The 18355-nt window shown below is 56.2% G+C and carries 15 protein-coding genes; 11 read left to right on the top strand and 4 right to left on the bottom strand.

Features of this window, described 5'->3' with window-relative positions:
* The first annotated feature begins 159 nt into the window (after window positions 1-159).
* The 11 genes from JRF57_03375 (at window position 160) to JRF57_03325 (ending at window position 14391) form a co-directional block, all read left to right on the top strand.
* Window positions 160-921: a cyclase family protein gene (locus tag JRF57_03375; protein ID MBW2302735.1), complete on the top strand. Its 762-nt coding sequence runs from the start codon at window positions 160-162 to the stop codon at window positions 919-921.
* 261 nt (window positions 922-1182) lie between these two features.
* Entirely contained in the window at window positions 1183-1527 is a 345-nt protein-coding gene (locus tag JRF57_03370) for a cupin domain-containing protein (protein ID MBW2302734.1), read from the top strand.
* Between the two features lie 56 nt (window positions 1528-1583).
* Window positions 1584-2504, top strand: coding sequence for a 3-keto-5-aminohexanoate cleavage protein (locus JRF57_03365; GenBank protein ID MBW2302733.1), 921 nt, complete (start codon window positions 1584-1586; stop codon window positions 2502-2504).
* Window positions 2505-2522: 18 nt separating this feature from the next.
* Window positions 2523-3314: a glucose 1-dehydrogenase gene (locus JRF57_03360; protein MBW2302732.1), complete on the top strand. Its 792-nt coding sequence runs from the start codon at window positions 2523-2525 to the stop codon at window positions 3312-3314.
* A 15-nt stretch (window positions 3315-3329) separates the two neighbouring features.
* Window positions 3330-4259, top strand: a complete 930-nt coding sequence (locus JRF57_03355) for an NAD-binding protein (GenBank protein MBW2302731.1) — start codon at window positions 3330-3332, stop codon at window positions 4257-4259.
* A gap of 120 nt (window positions 4260-4379) precedes the next feature.
* A complete protein-coding gene (locus JRF57_03350) occupies window positions 4380-7337 on the top strand; it encodes a molybdopterin-dependent oxidoreductase (protein ID MBW2302730.1) in 2958 nt (985 codons plus the stop codon).
* Between the two features lie 7 nt (window positions 7338-7344).
* Complete coding sequence (locus JRF57_03345; GenBank protein ID MBW2302729.1) at window positions 7345-8184, top strand: oxidoreductase; 840 nt, start codon at window positions 7345-7347, stop codon at window positions 8182-8184.
* Between the two features lie 110 nt (window positions 8185-8294).
* Window positions 8295-10856: a molybdopterin-dependent oxidoreductase gene (locus JRF57_03340; GenBank protein MBW2302728.1), complete on the top strand. Its 2562-nt coding sequence runs from the start codon at window positions 8295-8297 to the stop codon at window positions 10854-10856.
* Between the two features lie 12 nt (window positions 10857-10868).
* Window positions 10869-11705 (top strand): oxidoreductase, encoded by an 837-nt coding sequence (locus tag JRF57_03335; GenBank protein MBW2302727.1) that lies wholly within the window; start codon window positions 10869-10871, stop codon window positions 11703-11705.
* Window positions 11706-11771: 66 nt separating this feature from the next.
* Window positions 11772-12368: a formylmethanofuran dehydrogenase subunit E family protein gene (locus tag JRF57_03330; protein ID MBW2302726.1), complete on the top strand. Its 597-nt coding sequence runs from the start codon at window positions 11772-11774 to the stop codon at window positions 12366-12368.
* 436 nt (window positions 12369-12804) lie between these two features.
* Window positions 12805-14391 carry a type IV pili methyl-accepting chemotaxis transducer N-terminal domain-containing protein gene (locus JRF57_03325; GenBank protein ID MBW2302725.1) on the top strand — a complete coding sequence of 529 codons (1587 nt, stop codon included), beginning with the start codon at window positions 12805-12807 and terminating at the stop codon, window positions 14389-14391.
* A 105-nt stretch (window positions 14392-14496) separates the two neighbouring features.
* On the opposite strand, the gene JRF57_03320 is transcribed toward JRF57_03325, so the two are convergent.
* From JRF57_03320 to JRF57_03305, 4 genes are read right to left on the bottom strand one after another with little or no spacing between them, the layout of a single operon-like run.
* On the bottom strand, window positions 14497-15456 hold the full coding sequence (locus JRF57_03320) for a dipeptide ABC transporter ATP-binding protein (protein MBW2302724.1): 960 nt from the start codon (window positions 15454-15456) through the stop codon (window positions 14497-14499).
* Between the two features lie 46 nt (window positions 15457-15502).
* The gene (locus tag JRF57_03315) at window positions 15503-16495 is read right to left on the bottom strand and encodes an ABC transporter ATP-binding protein (GenBank protein MBW2302723.1); all 993 of its coding nucleotides are present in this window, start codon (window positions 16493-16495) and stop codon (window positions 15503-15505) included.
* Window positions 16492-17385 carry an ABC transporter permease gene (locus JRF57_03310; protein MBW2302722.1) on the bottom strand — a complete coding sequence of 298 codons (894 nt, stop codon included), beginning with the start codon at window positions 17383-17385 and terminating at the stop codon, window positions 16492-16494. The genes JRF57_03315 and JRF57_03310 overlap by 4 nt, the downstream gene beginning before the upstream one ends.
* Window positions 17378-18298, bottom strand: a complete 921-nt coding sequence (locus JRF57_03305; GenBank protein MBW2302721.1) for an ABC transporter permease — start codon at window positions 18296-18298, stop codon at window positions 17378-17380. The genes JRF57_03310 and JRF57_03305 overlap by 8 nt, the downstream gene beginning before the upstream one ends.
* Between the last annotated feature and the right edge of the window lie 57 nt (window positions 18299-18355).

Raw genomic sequence — 18355 nt, 5'->3', positions numbered from 1 at the left:
AAACGCCTGCTGGGTTTTTCCCAGGGGACCCGTTCCGGCGTTCATCCCCGAGTCCCCCTGGAGAGAGGAAGGATCCCGGCTGCGGCCCTTCTCCGGGGTGGGGGTATTGGGTGGATTCCGCAATAGCCGGGAAATATGCAAAAGGGAGGTTTTCAAAAAATGGGAAAGGTCAAACTTGTCGATCTCAGCCACAAATTCGGCCACAATTGTCCGCTCTGGCCCTATTTCCCTGACGTGAAGATCGAGCGCTTCCATTATCACGCCAAGTCCGGCGTCCTTTCGCAACAAATAACGACTTTCATGCATTGCACGACCCATGCCGATTCACCGGCCCACGTAATCGAGGGATTGGAGTACACCGATGAGATCCCCCTGGAGAAGTATTACGGCACGGGGGTGGTGGTGAGCATCCCGAAAGGAAAATGGGAGGTGATCACTCCGGATGATCTGGAAAAGGCGAGGCCGAAGATAGAGAAGGGAGACATCGTTATCATCAACAGCGGTTGGCACAAGTACTGGGGAGACAACAAGAAATACTTCGCCTATTCCCCGGGCTTGTACAAGGAAGCGGGGGAATGGTTCGTGGAAAAGGGGGTCAAGTGTGTGGGCGTGGATCAGCAGGCCCTGGATCACCCCCTGGGGACAGCCATCGGTCCCCATGGCCCGGGTCCCCTGCTCCCGGATGTGTGCGAGGAATACCGGAAGGAAACGGGAAGGGACGTCAAGGAGGATTTCCCTTACTGGGAACCCTGTCACCGCGCCCTGCTGGGGAACGGGATCATGGGTTACGAGAACGTCGGCGGAGACATCGATCAGGTTACCGGCATGCGGGTAACCCTGGTGGGATTTCCCATCCGTTGGGAGAAGGGAGACGGGTCCATAGTCCGCCTGGTGGCTATCGTGGACAGCGGGGATCAATAACCCGAATCTGGAAATTTGCGCTAAACGAAGCACCCGGAGGGACCGGGGTGCGGTGGATTCGGTGATTGGAATGGATCTCCCTTTTTGGGATTCGGACGTCCGGCAGCCCTGGACAGGGTCGGGGCAAGGCCTTCCAAGCAGGCAATAGAAATGATGGGGAAAGGGGGAGGCCTTGCCTTTTCCCCGCAAAGGGCCCCGGGGAGCCTGACCGGGCACGGGCGATAACCCGCAGAACAGCGAGCCGAAAGGAGGATCGGCATCATGAAAAAGGTGGAGCTGAAGGATGTAAAATCTTACGAAGCACCCGGACATTTCGGTATGACGGCCATGAGGCTTCACGGAAAAGAAGAAACGGGTACACAGAGGTTCTGGATGGGGCTGTCCCATTTCTTGCCGGGCGGGGGGGCGGAATGGGCCTATGAGGACTCCCCCCTGGAGAAGATCTACTTCGTTCTCGAGGGAGAGATCACGGTAAAGAGCAAGACGGAGGAATACGTTCTCCGAAAGTGGGACTCCATCTATCTTGCTCCTTACGAGGGAAGAGAGTTGATCAACCATACCAACAAGCCTGCCAGCATGCTCGTGGTCATCAATTACCCGGACTAGGGCCGGTACGGCCGCGAAGCGCTTAGAGCAAAAACATTCAAAACTGGAGGAAATGAATGGGTAAAGTCATTTTCACGGCCGCCTTGACGGGCAATATCCACACCCCCTCCATGTCTCCCTATCTGCCCCTTACCCCGGAGCAACTTATTGACGAGGCGGTCAGGTGCGAGCAGGCGGGGGCGGCGGTGGTTCATGTGCATGCCCGGAATCCCGAGGATGGAAAGCCGACGACGGATGTCGAGATCTACCGGGAAATCCTGAGCGGCATTAAGGCCAGGTCCAGGGTCGTGGTGAGCCCTACAACCGGGGGCACGGCCACCATGACTCCGGAGGAGCGGATCGCGGTGGTGCGGGAGCTTAAACCCGAAATGGCCACCTTCAACGCGGGGTCCATCAATTTCGCCCTGTATCCCATCGTGGGAAAGATCAAGGAATTCAAGTACGGGTGGGAAAAGGAGTTCCTGGAATCCACCGAGAGCTTCATATTTTCCAACACCTTCACCTCTCTCAAGGTGTTCTGCCGGACCATGAACGAAGTCCAGACGAAACCGGAACTGGAGGTATACGATGTCGGACAGATCACCAACCTGGCCCAGATTATCCGGGAGGGCTACCTGAAAAAGCCCCTTTACCTGCAGTTCGTGCTCGGCATTCTGGGAGGAATTCCCGCAACGATCGACAATCTGGTGTTCCTGACAAATACGGCCCGACGGGTGCTCGGGGATTTTGAGCTCTCCGTTTGCGCCGCTGGCCGGCACCAGTTCCCCATGGGGGTGGTGAACATGCTCCAGGGCGGGCACATGCGGGTCGGTCTCGAAGATAACCTTTATATCTCCAAGGGACGGCTCGCTAAGAGCAGTGCAGAGCAGGTCGAAAAAGCGATTCGTATCGCCGGGGAACTGGGTCTTGAACCTGCTTCGCCGGACGAGGCGAGGGAGATCCTTGGGCTCAAGGGCCCCGATAAGGTGAATTTCTAGCGGAAGGAGGTCGACCACATGGGAGCCTTGAAAGGAACCTACGACGTAAAATCTCTCTTCGACGTGTCCGGGAAAGTTGCGCTGATCACGGGCGCCACGGGCGGGTTCGGGCGGGCCGCATCCATGGGCTTGGCCTTGGCAGGTGCCAAGGTAATGGTCACAGGCCGAAACGAGGAGACCCTGAAACCCCTCGCCGAGGAGATCCAGGCAGCCGGCGGCCGGGCCGCTTTCTGCGCCGGGTCCCCGATCGTCCATGAGGACGTGAAAAGGGTGGTTGAGGAGACCCTGAATCACTTCGGAGAAATCGATATTCTGATCACGGCCGCTGGGGTCAACAAACCTGCTCCAATCACCGAGCAGCCCGTTGAGGAATGGCAGATGGTGATGGACGTCAATGTCAAGGGGACTTGGCTTTACTGCAAGGAGGCGGGAAGGGCCATGATCGCCCAGGGACGCGGGGGAAAGGTCATCCTGGTCTCTTCCACGAGGGGGATGCTGGGCATGGCCAACTATACGGCTTACAGCCCATCCAAGGGCGCGGTCAGCCTAATGGCCAAGTCCTTGGCCTGCGAATGGGGGCCATACAAGATCAACGTGAATGCTGTCGCGCCGACCGTGTTCCGGACCGCCCTGACCCAGTGGATGTTCGAGGATGATGCCTTTTACAAGAACTTTCTGAAACGTATACCCATCGGCAGGTTGGGGGAACCCGAGGATTTCATCGGAACGCTGATCTTCCTTTCTTCCCGGGCATCGGATTTCATGACCGGGGCCGTCCTTTACGTGGACGGGGGATACACAGCGGGCTGAAGGGAGCGCAAGGACATGGAAACAAGAAACATCGCCGTCGTGGGCGCCGGCCTCATGGGTCACGGCATCGCCCAGGTCTTCGCTGCGAAGGGATACGAGGTGAGTCTGGTGGACCTGTCGGAGGAACTTCTGGCCCGGGCCCTGGATATGGTCCGATCCAACCTGGCCTTGATGGCGGAGCACGGGATCGGACTCAGGGAAGACATTGATGGGATCCTTGGCAGGATCACACCTACAGTCGACATGAAACGGGCGGCCTCGGACGCCCATTTCGTCGTGGAGGCCGTTGTTGAAAAGGTGGAGCTCAAACAGGACATCTTTGAAGAGCTGGATTCCATCTGCCCCAGGGAGACCGTTCTTGCCACGAACACGTCGGTCATCAGCATCACGGAAATCGCCCAAAAGTCAAGATACAAGGATCGGATCGTCGGGACCCATTTCTGGAATCCCCCCTACCTGGTTCCCCTGGTAGAGGTCGTAAGGGGCGGGGAGACCTCGGATGAAACCATGGATCGAACCTTTTCCTTGCTTGAGGCGGTCGGAAAGCACCCTGTCCGGGTGAACAAGGACGTGCCGGGATTTGTCGGAAACCGGCTCCAGCATGCCCTCTGGCGGGAAGCGATCAGCATCGTGGAACACGGAATCGCGGATGCTGCGACCGTGGATGAGTGTGTTCGTTACGGGTTCGGAATGCGGCTTCCCGTGCTCGGTCCACTGGAAACGGCGGACATGGTGGGGACTGACCTGACCCTGGCCATACACGAATACATTCTCAAACACCTCGAGAGCTCACCGGACCCCTCTCCTCTTTTAAGGAAACTGGTGAAAGAGGGGTGCCTGGGGTTCAAGACGGGGCGGGGCTTCCAAGAGTGGCCCACCGAAAAGGCTGAGACCTCGCGGGCCCGGTTAAAGGAGCATCTTCTGAAGGTGACGGGTGGCGGCTAGCCCATGGCCGGGGACATGGGAGTGGAGAGAGGGGTTGGGGTTCTCCCGGGTGCTCTGGCGCCACCAATCTTGTGTTGTCAGGGTGTCGTTTCTGGAAAACCAAGGATGTAGGGGTAAGAGATGGCTCTTGAAAAAGTGCAGTTTTCGGCATTCCTTCTTGGGCTTGAGAAGTTGATGAAACATGCCGCCAAGAAACGGCCTTCCTTCAGGAAGCGGTTGAAGGAGAAGAACTTCATCGCGCAGATCAAGGTCCGGGATGAGCCCCGGGGACGGTATTTCATTTTTAAGGACGGGGAAGTGAGTTCCAAGGCCGGCATCCATCCGGAACCGGACATCACCATCACTTACCGGGATGCCCGGCTTGCAGCCAGACTCATGAGGCCGAACCGGGATCAGCTCGAGCAGATCAACGCGATGAAGAACTTCCAAATCGGAATGGAAGGCCCGGACGAGTTGACGTCCTGGTTCACGGAAACCCTCAGCCTGCTTCTTACGGGTGGATGGGAGTATGGTACAGACATGGGCGACGGGGTAAAAAGGTACACCAGCAATACCAACGGAGGCCCCGTTTTCGTCTATGTAAAAGATGGGAAAATCCAGCGGATCACGCCCATCGAGTTCGACGGGGAGGACGCCGGACCCTGGACGATTCGGGCCCGCGGGAAGACCTTCACCCCTCCGCGAAGGACCACCGTGTCCCCTCACACCCTGGCCTGGAAATCCATGGTCTATTCACCGGACCGCCTGCTCTATCCCATGAAAAGGGTCGATTTCGACCCGGAAGGGAAGCGCAACTGCCGAAACCGTGGGATATCGGGATATGAGCGGATAAGCTGGGATGAGGCCACGGATATCGTGGCATCGGAGATCAAGAGGGTAAAGCGGGAATACGGCCCGGGGGCCATCATGAACGGGAGCGGATCCCATCATACCTGGGGTGCCCTGGGATACTGGTTGAGCGCGAGGATGCGGTTTTTCAATTCAATCGGCTGGACTCCCGTGGTCCACAATCCCGACAGCTGGGAAGGATGGTACTGGGGGGCCATGCACCACTGGGGCTACAGCATGCGCCTCGGAGGAGCGGAGGCTTACGGGACTGTGGAAGATTGCCTCAAGCACTGCGAGATGGTGGTGTTCTGGTCCAGTGACCCGGAGTCCACCAGCGGGGTTTACGGCGCCTTTGAGGGGACCGTGCGCCGTCAATGGTTGAAGGAACTGGGTATCAAGACGGTCCACATCGATCCCTACTACAACCATACGGCAGCACTTCTCGGGGGAAAGTGGCTCGCGCCCAGGCCGGCCACGGGCAATGCCCTGGCCCTGGCCATCGCCTACGTGTGGATTACGGAGGGCCTCTACGACAAGGACTACGTGGCGCGGCGAACGGTGGGATTTGAAAAGTGGCGGGACTACATCCTGGGGAAGGAGGACGGCATTCCCAAGACCCCCGAATGGCAGGAAAAAGAGGCGGGAATTCCGGCTAAGGATGTCAGGGCCCTGGCAAGGGAATGGGGCACCAGGAAAACCTACCTGGCGGCGGGTGGAATAACCGGGTTCGGGAGCGCCTGCCGCTGCGCCACAGGTAACGAATGGGCGCGTTCCATGGTCTGCCTCATGGCCATGCAAGGACTGGGAAAACCCGGAATCAACATGGGGGGAATGCAGCAAGGGGCTCCCGTGGATTATACTTTCTTCTTCCCGGGCTATGCCGAGGGAGGATTGTCGGGGGACCTGGAGGGAACCGCCCTGGCGGTCAATATGTACCAACGGATGCCCCAACTCGCTACGGTGAACACCGTCTACCAAAGGGTGCCGAGGCTGAGAATCCCGGAAGCGATCCTGGAAGGACGGACCTTTGGTTATCCAACGGATCCCAAGACCATCGAAGGGCAGTTCATGCGGTTCGACTACCCGGCCCCGGGCCACTCCCCGGTCAGACTCTACTATAAGTACGGTGGATCCCATTTCGGCACCATGTGCGATACCAACCGGTATGCGAGGGCTTACAGGAGTGAAAACCTGGAATGCGTGGTCAACCAGTCCATATGGTTCGAGGGGGAGGCCAAGTTCGCCGACATCCTCCTGCCTGCGTGTACGAGTTTCGAGCGGTGGGACATCAGCGAATTCGCCAATTGCGGGGGGTACATCCAGCACAGTTTCGACCAGTGCAATCACCGGGTCGCCGTGCTCCAGCACAAGTGTATAGAGCCCCTGGGTGAGTCCAAGTCGGACTTTCAGATCTTCCTGGAAATCGCCAAGAAACTGGGCCTGGCGGCCCCCTTCTCCGAGGGGGTGACGGAACTGGATTGGTGCAAGCGCCTCTTTGACGCCACGGACCTGCCGAAGCATATTTCCTGGAAGAAGTTCCTGAAAAAGGGGTACTACGTGGTTCCGGCACCTCCCGAGGAGCTCAGGGCCCCGGTTTCCTTCAGGTGGTACGCAGAGGATCGGCCCAAGGATACCCCGGAGCTGGCCCCCCTTCCCGCGGACTACACCGAGTCATTTGGGAAGGGGCTCCAGACCCAGTCCGGCAAGATCGAGTTCGAATGTTCCAGCCTGAAGCGTTTCGATCCGGAGGACCCCGAGAGGCCGACCATCAGCAAGTATATCCCATCCTGGGAGGGCCACCACAGCAAGGAACTCTACGAGAAGTATCCATTACAGCTGATTTCTCCCCATCCCCGATACAGCTTCCACACCATGGGAGACGGCAAAGACAGCATCGTCAATGACGTAAAGGATCACAGGGTCCTGATCGACGGCTACTACTACTGGATTGTGCGGATCCACAGGAAGGACGCCGAGGCCAGGGGTATCAAGAGCAACGATCTGGTCAAGGTCTTCAATGATCGGGGGGCGGTCATCTGCGCCGCCCAGGTAACCGAGCGCGTACGCCCTGGCACCGTGCACTCTTACGAGTCTTCCGCGGTGTACGATCCCATCGGTGAACCGGGTCAATCCCCGGACCGGGGCGGGTGCATCAACCAGCTCACCTCGAGTCGGATGATGATCAAGAAATCCCACAGCCATGCCGCCAACTCCTGCCTTGTGCAGATCGAGCCATGGAAGGGAGAGTGAGGGCATCATGAAGAGGTGGAACCTGATTATCGACGTGGAGAAGTGCGAGGACTGCAACAATTGCTTTCTCTCCTGTAAGGACGAACACGTGAACAACGATTGGCCGGGGTACACCTTGGCCCAGCCCCGTCACGGCCACCGGTGGATCAACATCATGCGCAAGGAAAGAGGACAGTTTCCCCTCATCGATGTGGCCTACCGCCCGACTCCCTGCATGCACTGCGACCGGGCGCCCTGCATCGAGGCGGCCGGGGACGGCTCGGTCCACAAGAGGGAGGACGGAATCGTTTTGATCGATCCGGTAAAGGCCAAAGGGAGGAGGGACCTCCTGAAGGCCTGTCCCTACGGAGCGATCTGGTGGAACGAGGAACTGGGGGTACCCCAGAAATGCACCCTTTGCTCCCACCTCCTGGACGCCGGGTGGGAGAAGCCGCGGTGTGTCCAGGCCTGTCCGACCGGCGCCCTTCGAATCCTGCGGGTCGAGGATCCGGAAATGAAGCGTATCGTGGGTGAAGAGGGATTGGAAGTCCTCCATTCCGAATACGATACCGCCCCCAGGGTCTACTACAAGAATCTGTATCTTTTCGAGAAGTGCTTTATCGGCGGCAGTGTGGCCTTTGAGAGGAAAGGGATCAAGGATTGCGCGGCTGGGGCTGAGATCACTTTGAGAAAGGACGCGACCGAGATCGCCCGAACCTGCACCGACGCCTTCGGCGATTTCAAGTTCGACCGTCTCGAGGAGAACAGCGGAAAGTATGTCGTCGAAATCAAGTACCGGGAACATGCCCCAAAGACCCTGGAAGTGGAATTGACCAATAGCGTGAACGTAGGAACCATTGTGGTATAGGCGGAAATCAAGCCGACTCGATCTTGGAGAGAACTCGGTGGAGATGAAATCCTGGCACCTCCTTGAGCAGGGCAGATACCGGTCGTGAACGAGAGAGAGGGGGAAGACTCATGGGTGAGGTTCAAAAACTGACCAATGGCACGACGGGGGGACCGGTTTTCGTCTACGTGAAGGACGGCCGGATCATCCGCATGACGCCCATGGAACTGGACCAAAGCGATGCGCCCTCCTGGGTGATCAGGGCGAGGGGAAGAGAATTCTCTCCTCCCCGCAAAACCACCCTTTCCCCCTATTCCTTCGCATGGAGGTCGATGATCTACTCGCCCAACCGCCTTCTTTACCCTATGAAGCGCGTGGACTTCGACCCGGCGGGGAAGCGGAACTGTGAAAAGAGGGGGGAGTCGGGATACGAGCGGATCAGCTGGGACGAGGCCGCCGACATCGTTACGGGGGAGATACGGCGGATCAAACGGGAGTATGGCCCGGCAGCCATCCTGTCCACCGCCAGTTCTCACCACCTCTGGGGTCACCTTGGGTATCGGCACAGCGCCTATTTCAGGTTCATGAACCTTGTCGGCTTCACCTATGCCGATCACAATCCGGACAGCTGGGAAGGATGGCACTGGGAAGGGATGCACCAGTGGGGATTCAGCCACAGGCTTGGTATTCCCGAGCAGTACGACCTCCTGGAGGATGCCCTGAAGCATACCGAGATGATCGTCTTCTGGTCAAGCGATCCGGAGACCACCAGCGGGATCTACGCCGCCTTTGAAAGCACCTGCCGCCGGATGTGGCTCAAGGAACTTGGGGTCAAGATGGTGTTTATCGACCCGTTTTTCAACCACACGGCAGGCCTTTACGCAGACAAGTGGTTTGCCCCGAGGCCGGATACGGGGAACGCCGTGGCCTGCGCCATCGCCTTTGTCTGGATCACCGAAGACCTCTACGACAAGGAATACATCCAGGGCAGGACCATTGGGTTCGACAAGTGGAAAGACTACATCCTTGGGAAGGAGGACGGCGTCCCGAAGACCCCGGAATGGGCGGAGAGGGAGAGCACCGTCCCCGCCCGGGAGATCAAGGCCCTGGCCAGGGAGTGGGCCTCCAAGAAGACCATGCTTGCCGCAGGTGGACTGGGGGGCTGGGGCGGAGCCTGCCGGTCCGCCACAGGGGGAGCCTGGGCACGGTTGATGATCAGCCTTCAGGCCATGCAGGGCCTGGGAAAACCCGGAATCAACATCTGGGGCACGACCCAGGGGGCACCCCACAACTCCGATTTCCTGTTTCCGGGGTACACGGAGGGAGGCATGTCCGGGGACGTGGACAACTCGGCTGCTGGATTCCGGTTCGTCTACCGGATGCATGAGCGGCCGACGCGTTCGAGCATCAACACCCCGATGGGGCAACATATCCCGAGACTAAGGATCCCGGAATGCATTTTGGAGGGGCACTACGAATGGAGGGGGAAAGGATTCTGCGGCCAGTCCATCGAGGCCCAGTTCCATAAGTACAAGTACCCGGCGGACGGTTACCCGGAGATCCAGATGTACTATCGCTATGGGGGGTCCTTCATCGGCACCATGAACGAGACGAACCGGTATGTGAAGGCCTACCGGACGGATCGTTTGCCCTTCGTGGTGAATCAGTCCATCTGGTTTGAGGGAGAGGCACGGTTCGCCGATGTCCTGCTGCCGGCCTGCACCAATTTCGAGCGGTGGGATATCAGCGAATTCGCCGGTTGCCACGGATACATCCCGGACAACACCAGCCAGGTCAACCACAGGATCATCACCCTGCAAAAGAAGTGCATCGAGCCCTTGGGAGAGTCCAAGTCGGACTATGACATCTTCGCCTTCTTGTCTCGAAGGCTGGGACTCTACGATGTTTACACCGACGGTGGATTGACGGAACTGGATTGGGTAAAGAGGCTTTTCGACGCTTCCGACTTGCCCAAGCACATCACATGGGAGGAATTTTTCAAGAAGGGCTATTTCGTTGTCCCACTTCCGGAAGACTACCGCCCCACACCCGCCCTGAGGTGGTTCGCGGAGAACCGGAGGCGTGATACCCCGGACTGGGGACCTCATCCCGAGTCCCAGGAAGTATTCGGCGAGGGTCTCCAGACCACCAGCGGCCTCATTGAATTCGAGTCCTCCAGCCTGAAGAAATTCGATCCGGGAGACGAGGAGAGGCCACTCATCCCGAAATATATTCCATCCTGGGAAGGCCACCACACCACGAGACTTTACGGGAAATATCCTCTCCAGCTCATTTCACCTCATCCCAGGTTCAGTTTCCACACCATGGGCGACGGGAAAGACAGCATCATCAATGACGTCAAGGATCACAGGGTGCTGATCGACGGTTATTACTACTGGATCATAAGGATCCACACGAGGGATGCGGCGGAGCGTGGAATCAGGAACAACGACCTTGTTAGGGTATTCAACGACAGGGGGGCGGTCATCTGTGCCGCCCAGGTTACCGAGAGGGTTCCCCCGGGGACGGTTCATTCCTATGAATCATGCGCGGATTACGATCCCCTGGGCGACCCGGGAGAATCGCCGGATCGGAGGGGCTGTATCAATATCCTGACCCCGAGCCGCTTCATTTCCAAGAACGCCTGCGGAATGGCGCCCAACTCCTGCCTGGTGCAGATCGAGAAATGTTAGGGGGTGTAAGGGATGAAAAGATGGAACCTTGTCGTCGACGTGGCCAAATGCCACGATTGCAACAACTGTTTCCTCTCCTGCAAGGATGAGTATGTGGACAATGATTTTCTCCCCTATTCCCTGGCACAACCCAGGCACGGGCATCGCTGGATGAACATCATGCGGAAGGAGCGGGGCCGGTATCCCAAGGTGGATGTCGCCTACTTACCCGTCCCGTGCATGCATTGTGACGATGCCCCCTGCATCAAGGCGGCGCGGGACGGGGCCGTCTACAAGCGGGAGGACGGGATCGTTCTCATCGACCCTGTGAAGGCACGGGGACAGAAGGGTGTCGTGGATGCCTGTCCTTACGGGGCCGTATGGTGGAACAGTGAAAAGGCGGTGCCGCAGAAGTGCACTTTTTGCGTTCACCTTCTGGATGAGGGCTGGAAGGAGCCGAGATGCGTCCAGGCCTGTCCGACGGGAGCCCTGAGCATAATCCGGGCCGATGATGCCGAAATGGCCAGGATCAGGGAATCCGAGGGCCTGGAGCCCTATCTCCCGGAACTTGGTACCAGGCCGCGGGTCTACTACCGGAACCTTTACCGGTACACGAAATGTTTCATCGCGGGGAGCGTTGCGCTCAGGGACCCTGACGAGTGCGCCGAAGGGGCCAGAGTGATCCTGATGGATGGTACCCGTGGTGAGATCGGAGAAACCACCACCAATAATTACGGCGACTTCAAGTTCGATAATCTCGAGGAGGAAAGCGGGAGATATATCCTATTGATTCAGTACCCGGGGCATGAAGAAAAGAAGATCGAGGTGGAGTTGAACACGAGCCTGAATATCGGGACGGTTTTCCTGTGACCCACCAAGACGTGTCCGGGATCCAGGGGAGGTGAATTCCCTATGCATCCCGGATAAATGGCGCGTATGAATATTTGCACCTATACCTTTGAAGATTATTTATCCCTCGTTCGGTCCTTTCACGGGCACTTGGCGCCGGGCGTGGTGATCGGGGGCGTCATGGTTGACGTGGCGTACAGGCGACTTCCGGCGGAAGGGCTTTTTGACGCCATATGCGAGACGCGGGCCTGCCTGCCCGATGCCGTCCAGTTGCTTACCCCATGTACGGTCGGCAACGGTTGGCTTCGGATCGTCGACCTTGGAAGATATGCTCTCGCCCTTTATGAAAAGACCGGGGGGAAAGGCATCCGTGTGTTCCTGGATCCCGCAAGGCTTGAGAAGTGGTCTGAAATCCGGGCGTGGTTTTTCAAGACGAAACCCAAGGCCGAACAAGACCCCGACCGTCTCCTGGATCAGATCAGGGAGGCCGGGGAGAGCATTTACGGCGTTCAGGAAGTGGAGGTTCATCCCTGTTTCCTGGGAAGGCCCCACAGGGGTGGTTTCGCGGTTTGCCCCCTCTGCGGAGAATCTTACCCTGCAAGAGACGGTGGAATTTGCAGGGCCTGCCAGGGAGAGAGCCCCTATCGTGATTCCGTAAAGGGGACCCTTCCGGTGGTTTCCTAGCCCCTTTTCACCCGGATCAGTCCGTGCTTAAAACGATGAATCATCGAACAACTCCTTCATTTGTCTTTGTTTTTTTACACCCACCCTTCGCCAAAGCCATTTTTCCTCTTTCTTGAAGAGTTCCTGAAGAAAGCCCATGCCTTTTCCCGTCTTCCACACGGTCCTGTCATGAGGGTATCGCGTTGGTCAATTATTTGACGATACCGTGGAACCAAAGAAGTCGGAGGTAAGGGAAGCCTTGAGCCTGATTCCCGAAAAAGTGCGGTCAAAACAGATGGTTGGGTTCAATCGCCTTTTGGCTGTTTTGGTATGGATTATGCTATATTCAATCTCGTAAAGAAGATTTCAGGGTGAGACCGTATTCCTCGAGGGGGAAAATTTCGTGCCTGGCATCTGATTTGACCCTTTGAGAAACACACTTTAAAGGAGGCTGGGGATGAAGATATCGACAAAACTATACGCAGCGATCATCTTGCAGTTCCTTATTGCGATTTCTCTTATCTGGATTGTAATCAGTATGCAGAAACAGCAGGCCCATGACAGCGTGGTGGTGAATCTGGCAGGGCGGCAGCGGATGTTAAGCCAAAAAATGACCAAGGAAGTATTGCTTTATTTGCAGGGCGGTTTTTCATCGGACAAGGTCATGAATACGGTTGATGTATTCCACAAGACCCTGAAGGCTCTTCTTTACGGGGGTGAAGCGCCCCTTGACCTGGAACAGACTGATTTTACTACACTCCCCCAACCGGAGAGTGAGGATGTCATAGGACAATTGAAAACAGTGGAATCCATTTGGAGTGTGTTCAATGAAAAGATCCGGACCTTTCTCAAGAAAAAGGATAAGGAGTCACTGGATTATCTGAAGAACAACAATGAGACATTGCTCAAGGAAATGAATAAGGCCGTTTTCCTCATGGACCATGAGGCTTCAAACAAGGTGAAGTTGGTGGGAAATGTCTTGCGATGGGGCGCGGGTATTCTCTGTGCCCTTTTCCTCATCAGTCTCTTTATTGTGAGAAAGAATGTGCAGGTTATCTTCAGATCTCTGAATAAATTGTCCCGAGATCTGTCTGACGCATCTTCAAAGACATTGGATGTGGCTTCCATGATGAACGAAACGAGCATGCAGCTCGCCGAAGGATCAACGCAGCAAGCAGCCACGCTGGAGGAGACCTCCTCGGCTCTTGAGGAGATATCTTCCATGACCAAGCAGAGCGCGGAAAACGCAGCCCAGGCCGATAATTTGACCAAGGAGTCCGATGCGATCATCCGGCGGGCCAACGAGTCCATGTCCCGAGTCATTGCTTCTATGGAGGAGATTTCAAGGGCAAGCGAAGAGACTTCCAAGATCATCAAGACGATCGATGAGATAGCATTTCAAACAAATCTCCTTGCACTTAACGCGGCAGTGGAGGCTGCCAGGGCGGGGGAGGCCGGAGCCGGGTTCGCCGTTGTGGCCGATGAGGTGAGGAATCTTGCAATGCGGGCGGCCGAAGCCGCCAAGAGCACGGCGGAACTGATCAAGGGGACGGTTCAGAAAGTGGAGGAAGGCGGGGATTTGGTACAGAAAACCAACCAGGAATTTTCTGAAATCGCTGAAACCAGTAAAAAGGTGAATGATCTGGTCAGTGAGATCGCTGCAGCCTCAAGTGAGCAGGCCAAGGGAATCGAACAGTTGAATCTTGGTGTGGCGGAAATGGATACGGTGGTTCAGCAGAATGCCGCCCGGGCTGAGGAGTGTGCCAGTGCTGCGCAGGAGATGACCTCAGAGGCCGAGGCCATGAGGAACCTGGTCTCTGAATTGGTTACCCAGGTCGGGGTGGGTGCCGGTAAAAAGAATAAAAGAGCTCCCAAAGCGCTGTCGGACAAATCAATCGGTCCTTCGCGGGATATCCCTGACAGGGCCGGTGGGGTGGTGAATAAGAGGGCAGGAAAATCTCCCTTGCCCGCGCCGCACCGCCCGAAAGAAGTAAGGCCCGATGAAGTGATTCCCCTGGACGATGATGATTTCAAGGATTTTTAGGAGGGAATCCTAAAGACAATCCACTATTAGGCTTGTAAAGGGACTCTATCCATCTATTCCGTATGGACGGAGCACCCTGATACCCTTCTTTTCCTTTACTCATTACTACCTGAGGTGGCAGGCGACCCAATGTTCACCGCCCATGTTTCTGAAGACAGGTGTCTCCTCGGTACATATTTCCTTGCGTTCCGGGCACCTGGTGTGAAAGGGACAACCTTCGGGAGGGTTCAGGGGGCTTGGTACATCCCCCTGAAGAAGGATTTTCTTTCTGCTGATCTCAGGGTCGGGAATGGGAACCGCCGAGAGTAATGCCTGGCTGTATGGATGCAGCGGATTACGGTAGAGTTCCTTGTCTGTCGCCAATTCCACAATATGCCCCAAATACATGACGGCCACCCGGTCGCTGATGTGTTCCACGACACTCAAATCATGGGCGATAAACAGATATGAAAGGTTCATCTGTTCCTGAAGCTGGACTAGGAGATTTATTACCTGGGCCTGAATGGAGACATCCAGGGCCGAGACGGGTTCATCACAAATGATGGCAAGGGGATTGAGAGCCAGGGCCCGGGCGATACCGATCCGCTGGCGTTGTCCTCCTGAGAACTCGTGAGGATAGCGATTCATCTGGTCGGGGTGGAGCCCGACGCGTTCCATCAAATAGGCGACCTTGTCCCTGATTTCCTTTTTTGAAATCTTCATGTGGTTTTGGATCGGTTCTCCTATAATTTGGGCGACACTCATACGGGGATTCAGAGACGAGAAGGGGTCCTGGAAAATAATTTGAAGTGATGCTCGAATGTTCCTAAGTTCTTCACGGTCCAGGTCAAGCAAATTCTTTCCGTTGAAGACCACACGGCCGTCGGTAGGTTCGATGAGGCGTAATATCGAGCGACCCACGGTAGTCTTCCCGCATCCGCTTTCTCCCACCAGGCCGAGGGTTTCACCGCGATCCAGGGTGAAACTGACCCCGTCCACCGCCCGCACATACCCGACAGTACGGGAGAGTATTCCTTTTTTGACCGGGAAATACTTCTTCAGGTTTTCAACTTCTAAAAGTGCCATGGGAATCCCTTTTCCCTTTTTTTCATGGTTGCATATTATCCTTCCTTTATGACACTTCAGCCTGAAGCCAGCAATTGACCCGTCTGTGTTCGCCCAGACGGGTCATCGGCGGTTCCTGCCGGCGGCACCGATCCATTGCTTCACTGCATCGAGGATGAAACCTGCACCCGGAAGGCATTTCATTCGGACTGGGAACGATACCTGATATTTCCTGAAGGCGGCGGCCGGTTTGTTCCTTGCGGCCTATTACTGGTATCGATCCCAGCAGACCTTGTGTGTAAGGGTGCCTGGGATCTCTAAAAAGATCTTTAACCGGTGCCTCCTCCACCACCTTGCCCGCGTACATGACGATGACCCTGCTGGCCATTTCCGCAATAACACCTAGATCATGGGTAATCAACAAAATGGCGGTATTAAATTCATCTTTAAGTTGCTGTAAAAGGGCCATGATCTGGGCCTGGATGGTTACATCCAGGGCCGTGGTCGGTTCATCCGCCAAAATGAGCCGTGGGTTGCAGGACAGGGCCATGGCGATCATGGCCCTCTGTCGCATGCCTCCGGAGAACTTGTGAGGATATTGCCTGGATCTCGCATCAGGTTCCGGTATTTGAACCCTCCGCAACATCTCAACCGCCCACCGCCAGGATCCCGGGCGATTCATGGCTTTGTGCAGCCTGGCGGCCTCAGCGATCTGCTCCCCGACTTTTAAAACCGGATTCAGAGAGGTCATGGGTTCCTGAAAAATCATCGATATATCATTTCCTCTGATTTTTCTGATCTTTTCTCGGTCGAGTTCCAGGAGGTTTTCACCCTCGAAAAGAATCCGCCCTTTGATTTCAGCCGGAGGACAACGCAAAAGCCGCAAAATGGAGAGGGCAGTGACGCTTTTGCCGCAACCGCTTTCCCCGACCAACCCCAAGGTTTCGCCACTATAAACTTCAAAATCAACCCCGTCTACGGCACTTACAACTCCATCCATTGTGTGAAAGCGGGTATGCAGGTCTTGAATTTCAAGAAGGGGTTTGGGCCGTTCATTCATAGTTTGAACCTCGGATCAAGTGCGTCCCTCAGGCCGTCACCCAAGAGGTTGAATCCCAGAACAGCAAGAAAGATGGCGATGCCGGGGAAGGTGGCGACGTGGGGTGCGCGGAAGATATATGCCCTGCCGGATCCAAGCATGGTTCCCCACTCCGGTGTGGGCGGCTGTACCCCGATGCCCAGGAATCCCAGTCCCGCTGCAAACAGGATGGCCATGCCCATGGCGAGGCTCGTTTGAACAATGATGGGAATCATCACATTGGGCAGAATGTGCCTGATCAGGATGACGGAATCCCTGGTACCAACCGCCCGGGCCGCCTCCACGTAAACTTCCTCCCTGACCGCCAGGGTGCAGCCTCTGACAAGGCGGATGTAAAGTGGAATCATGGCGATACCCACGGAGACCATGGCGTTCTTGAGACCCACTCCCAGGACGGCAACGAGGCCCAGGGCCAATAAAAAACCGGGAAAGGCCAACATGGTGTCGGTTATTCGTTGAATGATGAAATCGATCTTTCCTCCATAGTATCCTGAGATGAGCCCCAGGGGCACTCCGATAAACAATCCCACCGAAACGACCCCTACGGCGATCAAAAGTGAAACCCGGGAACCATATATGATCCTGCCAAGAATGGATCGACCCAGTTCGTCGGTTCCCAGGGGGTGTTCCAGGGTGGGGGGTTCCAGGGCCATGCCGAGATTAGGGACCGATGGGTTCCCGGGAAAGAGAACCGGTGCCAGAAGCGCAGTGCATAAATAGAACAGTATCAGGACTCCTCCAGCCAGAGCTGCCTTGTTTCGCTTGAGCTTGAACCAAAAGCGTCTGAACCGGCCGGCGGGTGTTGGACGATTCAGGGTAAGACATCCTGTGCTCTGGATTTCATCAGTCATAACGAATCCTCGGATCCACAAAGGCGTAAATCACATCAACTATAAGGTTAACCAGTATGTAAAGGAGCCCAAAGATGAGGATGGCTCCCTGGATTACTGGATAGTCACGGGCCAGAATGGAATCCACGATCAAACGGCCCAGTCCTGGCCATGCAAATACAGTCTCTGTTAAAACAGCCCCCCCCAGGAGCATCCCGAATTGAAGGCCGACTACGGTGATAATTGGAATGAGTGCGTTTTTCAGGGCATGTTTTATGATGACCACCTTTTCCTTCAGCCCTTTAGAGCGGGCTGTGGTCGTATAGTCCTGGGAGAGGACCTCGAGCATGCTTGAACGGGTCATCCGAGCAATGAAGGCCACCACGAAAGCGCTCAGGGTGATGGAGGGCAGGATGAGATGTTTCCATGAACCCGTCCCGCCGGCGGGCAACCAATGAAGCAGAACGGAAAAGACGACCACCAGCATGAGCCCGAGCCAGAAGACGGGCATGGAGATGCCGAAGAGGGTCGCGGCGGTAACGAAATAGTCCAGCACAGAATACGGCCGGACGGCCGAGATGATGCCTGCGGGGATCCCAAACAGGCAGGCCAGGGTTATGGCGATCACTGCCAGGATGATGGTATTCGGTAGACGGGCCCAGATTTCAAGGATAACGGGATTCTGGGTCCTTGCCGATCTCCCCAGGTCAAACCGGATCAAACGCCAAAAAAAGGTCGCATACTGGATGTAAATGGGCCTATCCAGTCCAAGCTGGGTGCGAATGAGTTGAATGTCTTCCTGCGTTGCCATTTGGCCGGCGAGCACTTGGGCGGGATCGCCGGGAAGAGCGCGCAGCATGAAGAAGAGCATGATGGAGATTCCAATGAGAACGGGTATGGTGGAAATAAGACGTTTAACAACGTATTGGGACATGGTATTCCCCTGAAATTTTTATTGGCTTCTTCAAGGAATGGGGGAAAATCCTTGGTT

The sequence above is a fragment of the Deltaproteobacteria bacterium genome (assembly GCA_019310525.1).
Taxonomy (GTDB): domain Bacteria; phylum Desulfobacterota; class DSM-4660; order Desulfatiglandales; family HGW-15; genus JAFDEE01.
Note: the sequence above shows the minus strand (reverse complement) of the source record. Positions and strands in the feature narration are given on the sequence as shown.

Bases quoted from the DNA above. Each gene is read 5' to 3' on its own strand.
- JRF57_03320 (MBW2302724.1), bottom strand. From the start codon at position 15,456: ATGGCACTTTTAGAAGTTGAAAACCTGAAGAAGTATTTCCCGGTCAAA.
- JRF57_03345 (MBW2302729.1), top strand. From the start codon at position 7,345: ATGAAGAGGTGGAACCTGATTATCGACGTGGAGAAGTGCGAGGACTGC.
- JRF57_03335 (MBW2302727.1), top strand. From the start codon at position 10,869: ATGAAAAGATGGAACCTTGTCGTCGACGTGGCCAAATGCCACGATTGC.
- JRF57_03305 (MBW2302721.1), bottom strand. From the start codon at position 18,298: ATGTCCCAATACGTTGTTAAACGTCTTATTTCCACCATACCCGTTCTC.
- JRF57_03375 (MBW2302735.1), top strand. From the start codon at position 160: ATGGGAAAGGTCAAACTTGTCGATCTCAGCCACAAATTCGGCCACAAT.
- JRF57_03360 (MBW2302732.1), top strand. From the start codon at position 2,523: ATGGGAGCCTTGAAAGGAACCTACGACGTAAAATCTCTCTTCGACGTG.
- JRF57_03370 (MBW2302734.1), top strand. From the start codon at position 1,183: ATGAAAAAGGTGGAGCTGAAGGATGTAAAATCTTACGAAGCACCCGGA.
- JRF57_03330 (MBW2302726.1), top strand. From the start codon at position 11,772: ATGAATATTTGCACCTATACCTTTGAAGATTATTTATCCCTCGTTCGG.
- JRF57_03310 (MBW2302722.1), bottom strand. From the start codon at position 17,385: ATGACTGATGAAATCCAGAGCACAGGATGTCTTACCCTGAATCGTCCA.
- JRF57_03355 (MBW2302731.1), top strand. From the start codon at position 3,330: ATGGAAACAAGAAACATCGCCGTCGTGGGCGCCGGCCTCATGGGTCAC.
- JRF57_03325 (MBW2302725.1), top strand. From the start codon at position 12,805: ATGAAGATATCGACAAAACTATACGCAGCGATCATCTTGCAGTTCCTT.
- JRF57_03350 (MBW2302730.1), top strand. From the start codon at position 4,380: ATGGCTCTTGAAAAAGTGCAGTTTTCGGCATTCCTTCTTGGGCTTGAG.
- JRF57_03340 (MBW2302728.1), top strand. From the start codon at position 8,295: ATGGGTGAGGTTCAAAAACTGACCAATGGCACGACGGGGGGACCGGTT.
- JRF57_03315 (MBW2302723.1), bottom strand. From the start codon at position 16,495: ATGAATGAACGGCCCAAACCCCTTCTTGAAATTCAAGACCTGCATACC.
- JRF57_03365 (MBW2302733.1), top strand. From the start codon at position 1,584: ATGGGTAAAGTCATTTTCACGGCCGCCTTGACGGGCAATATCCACACC.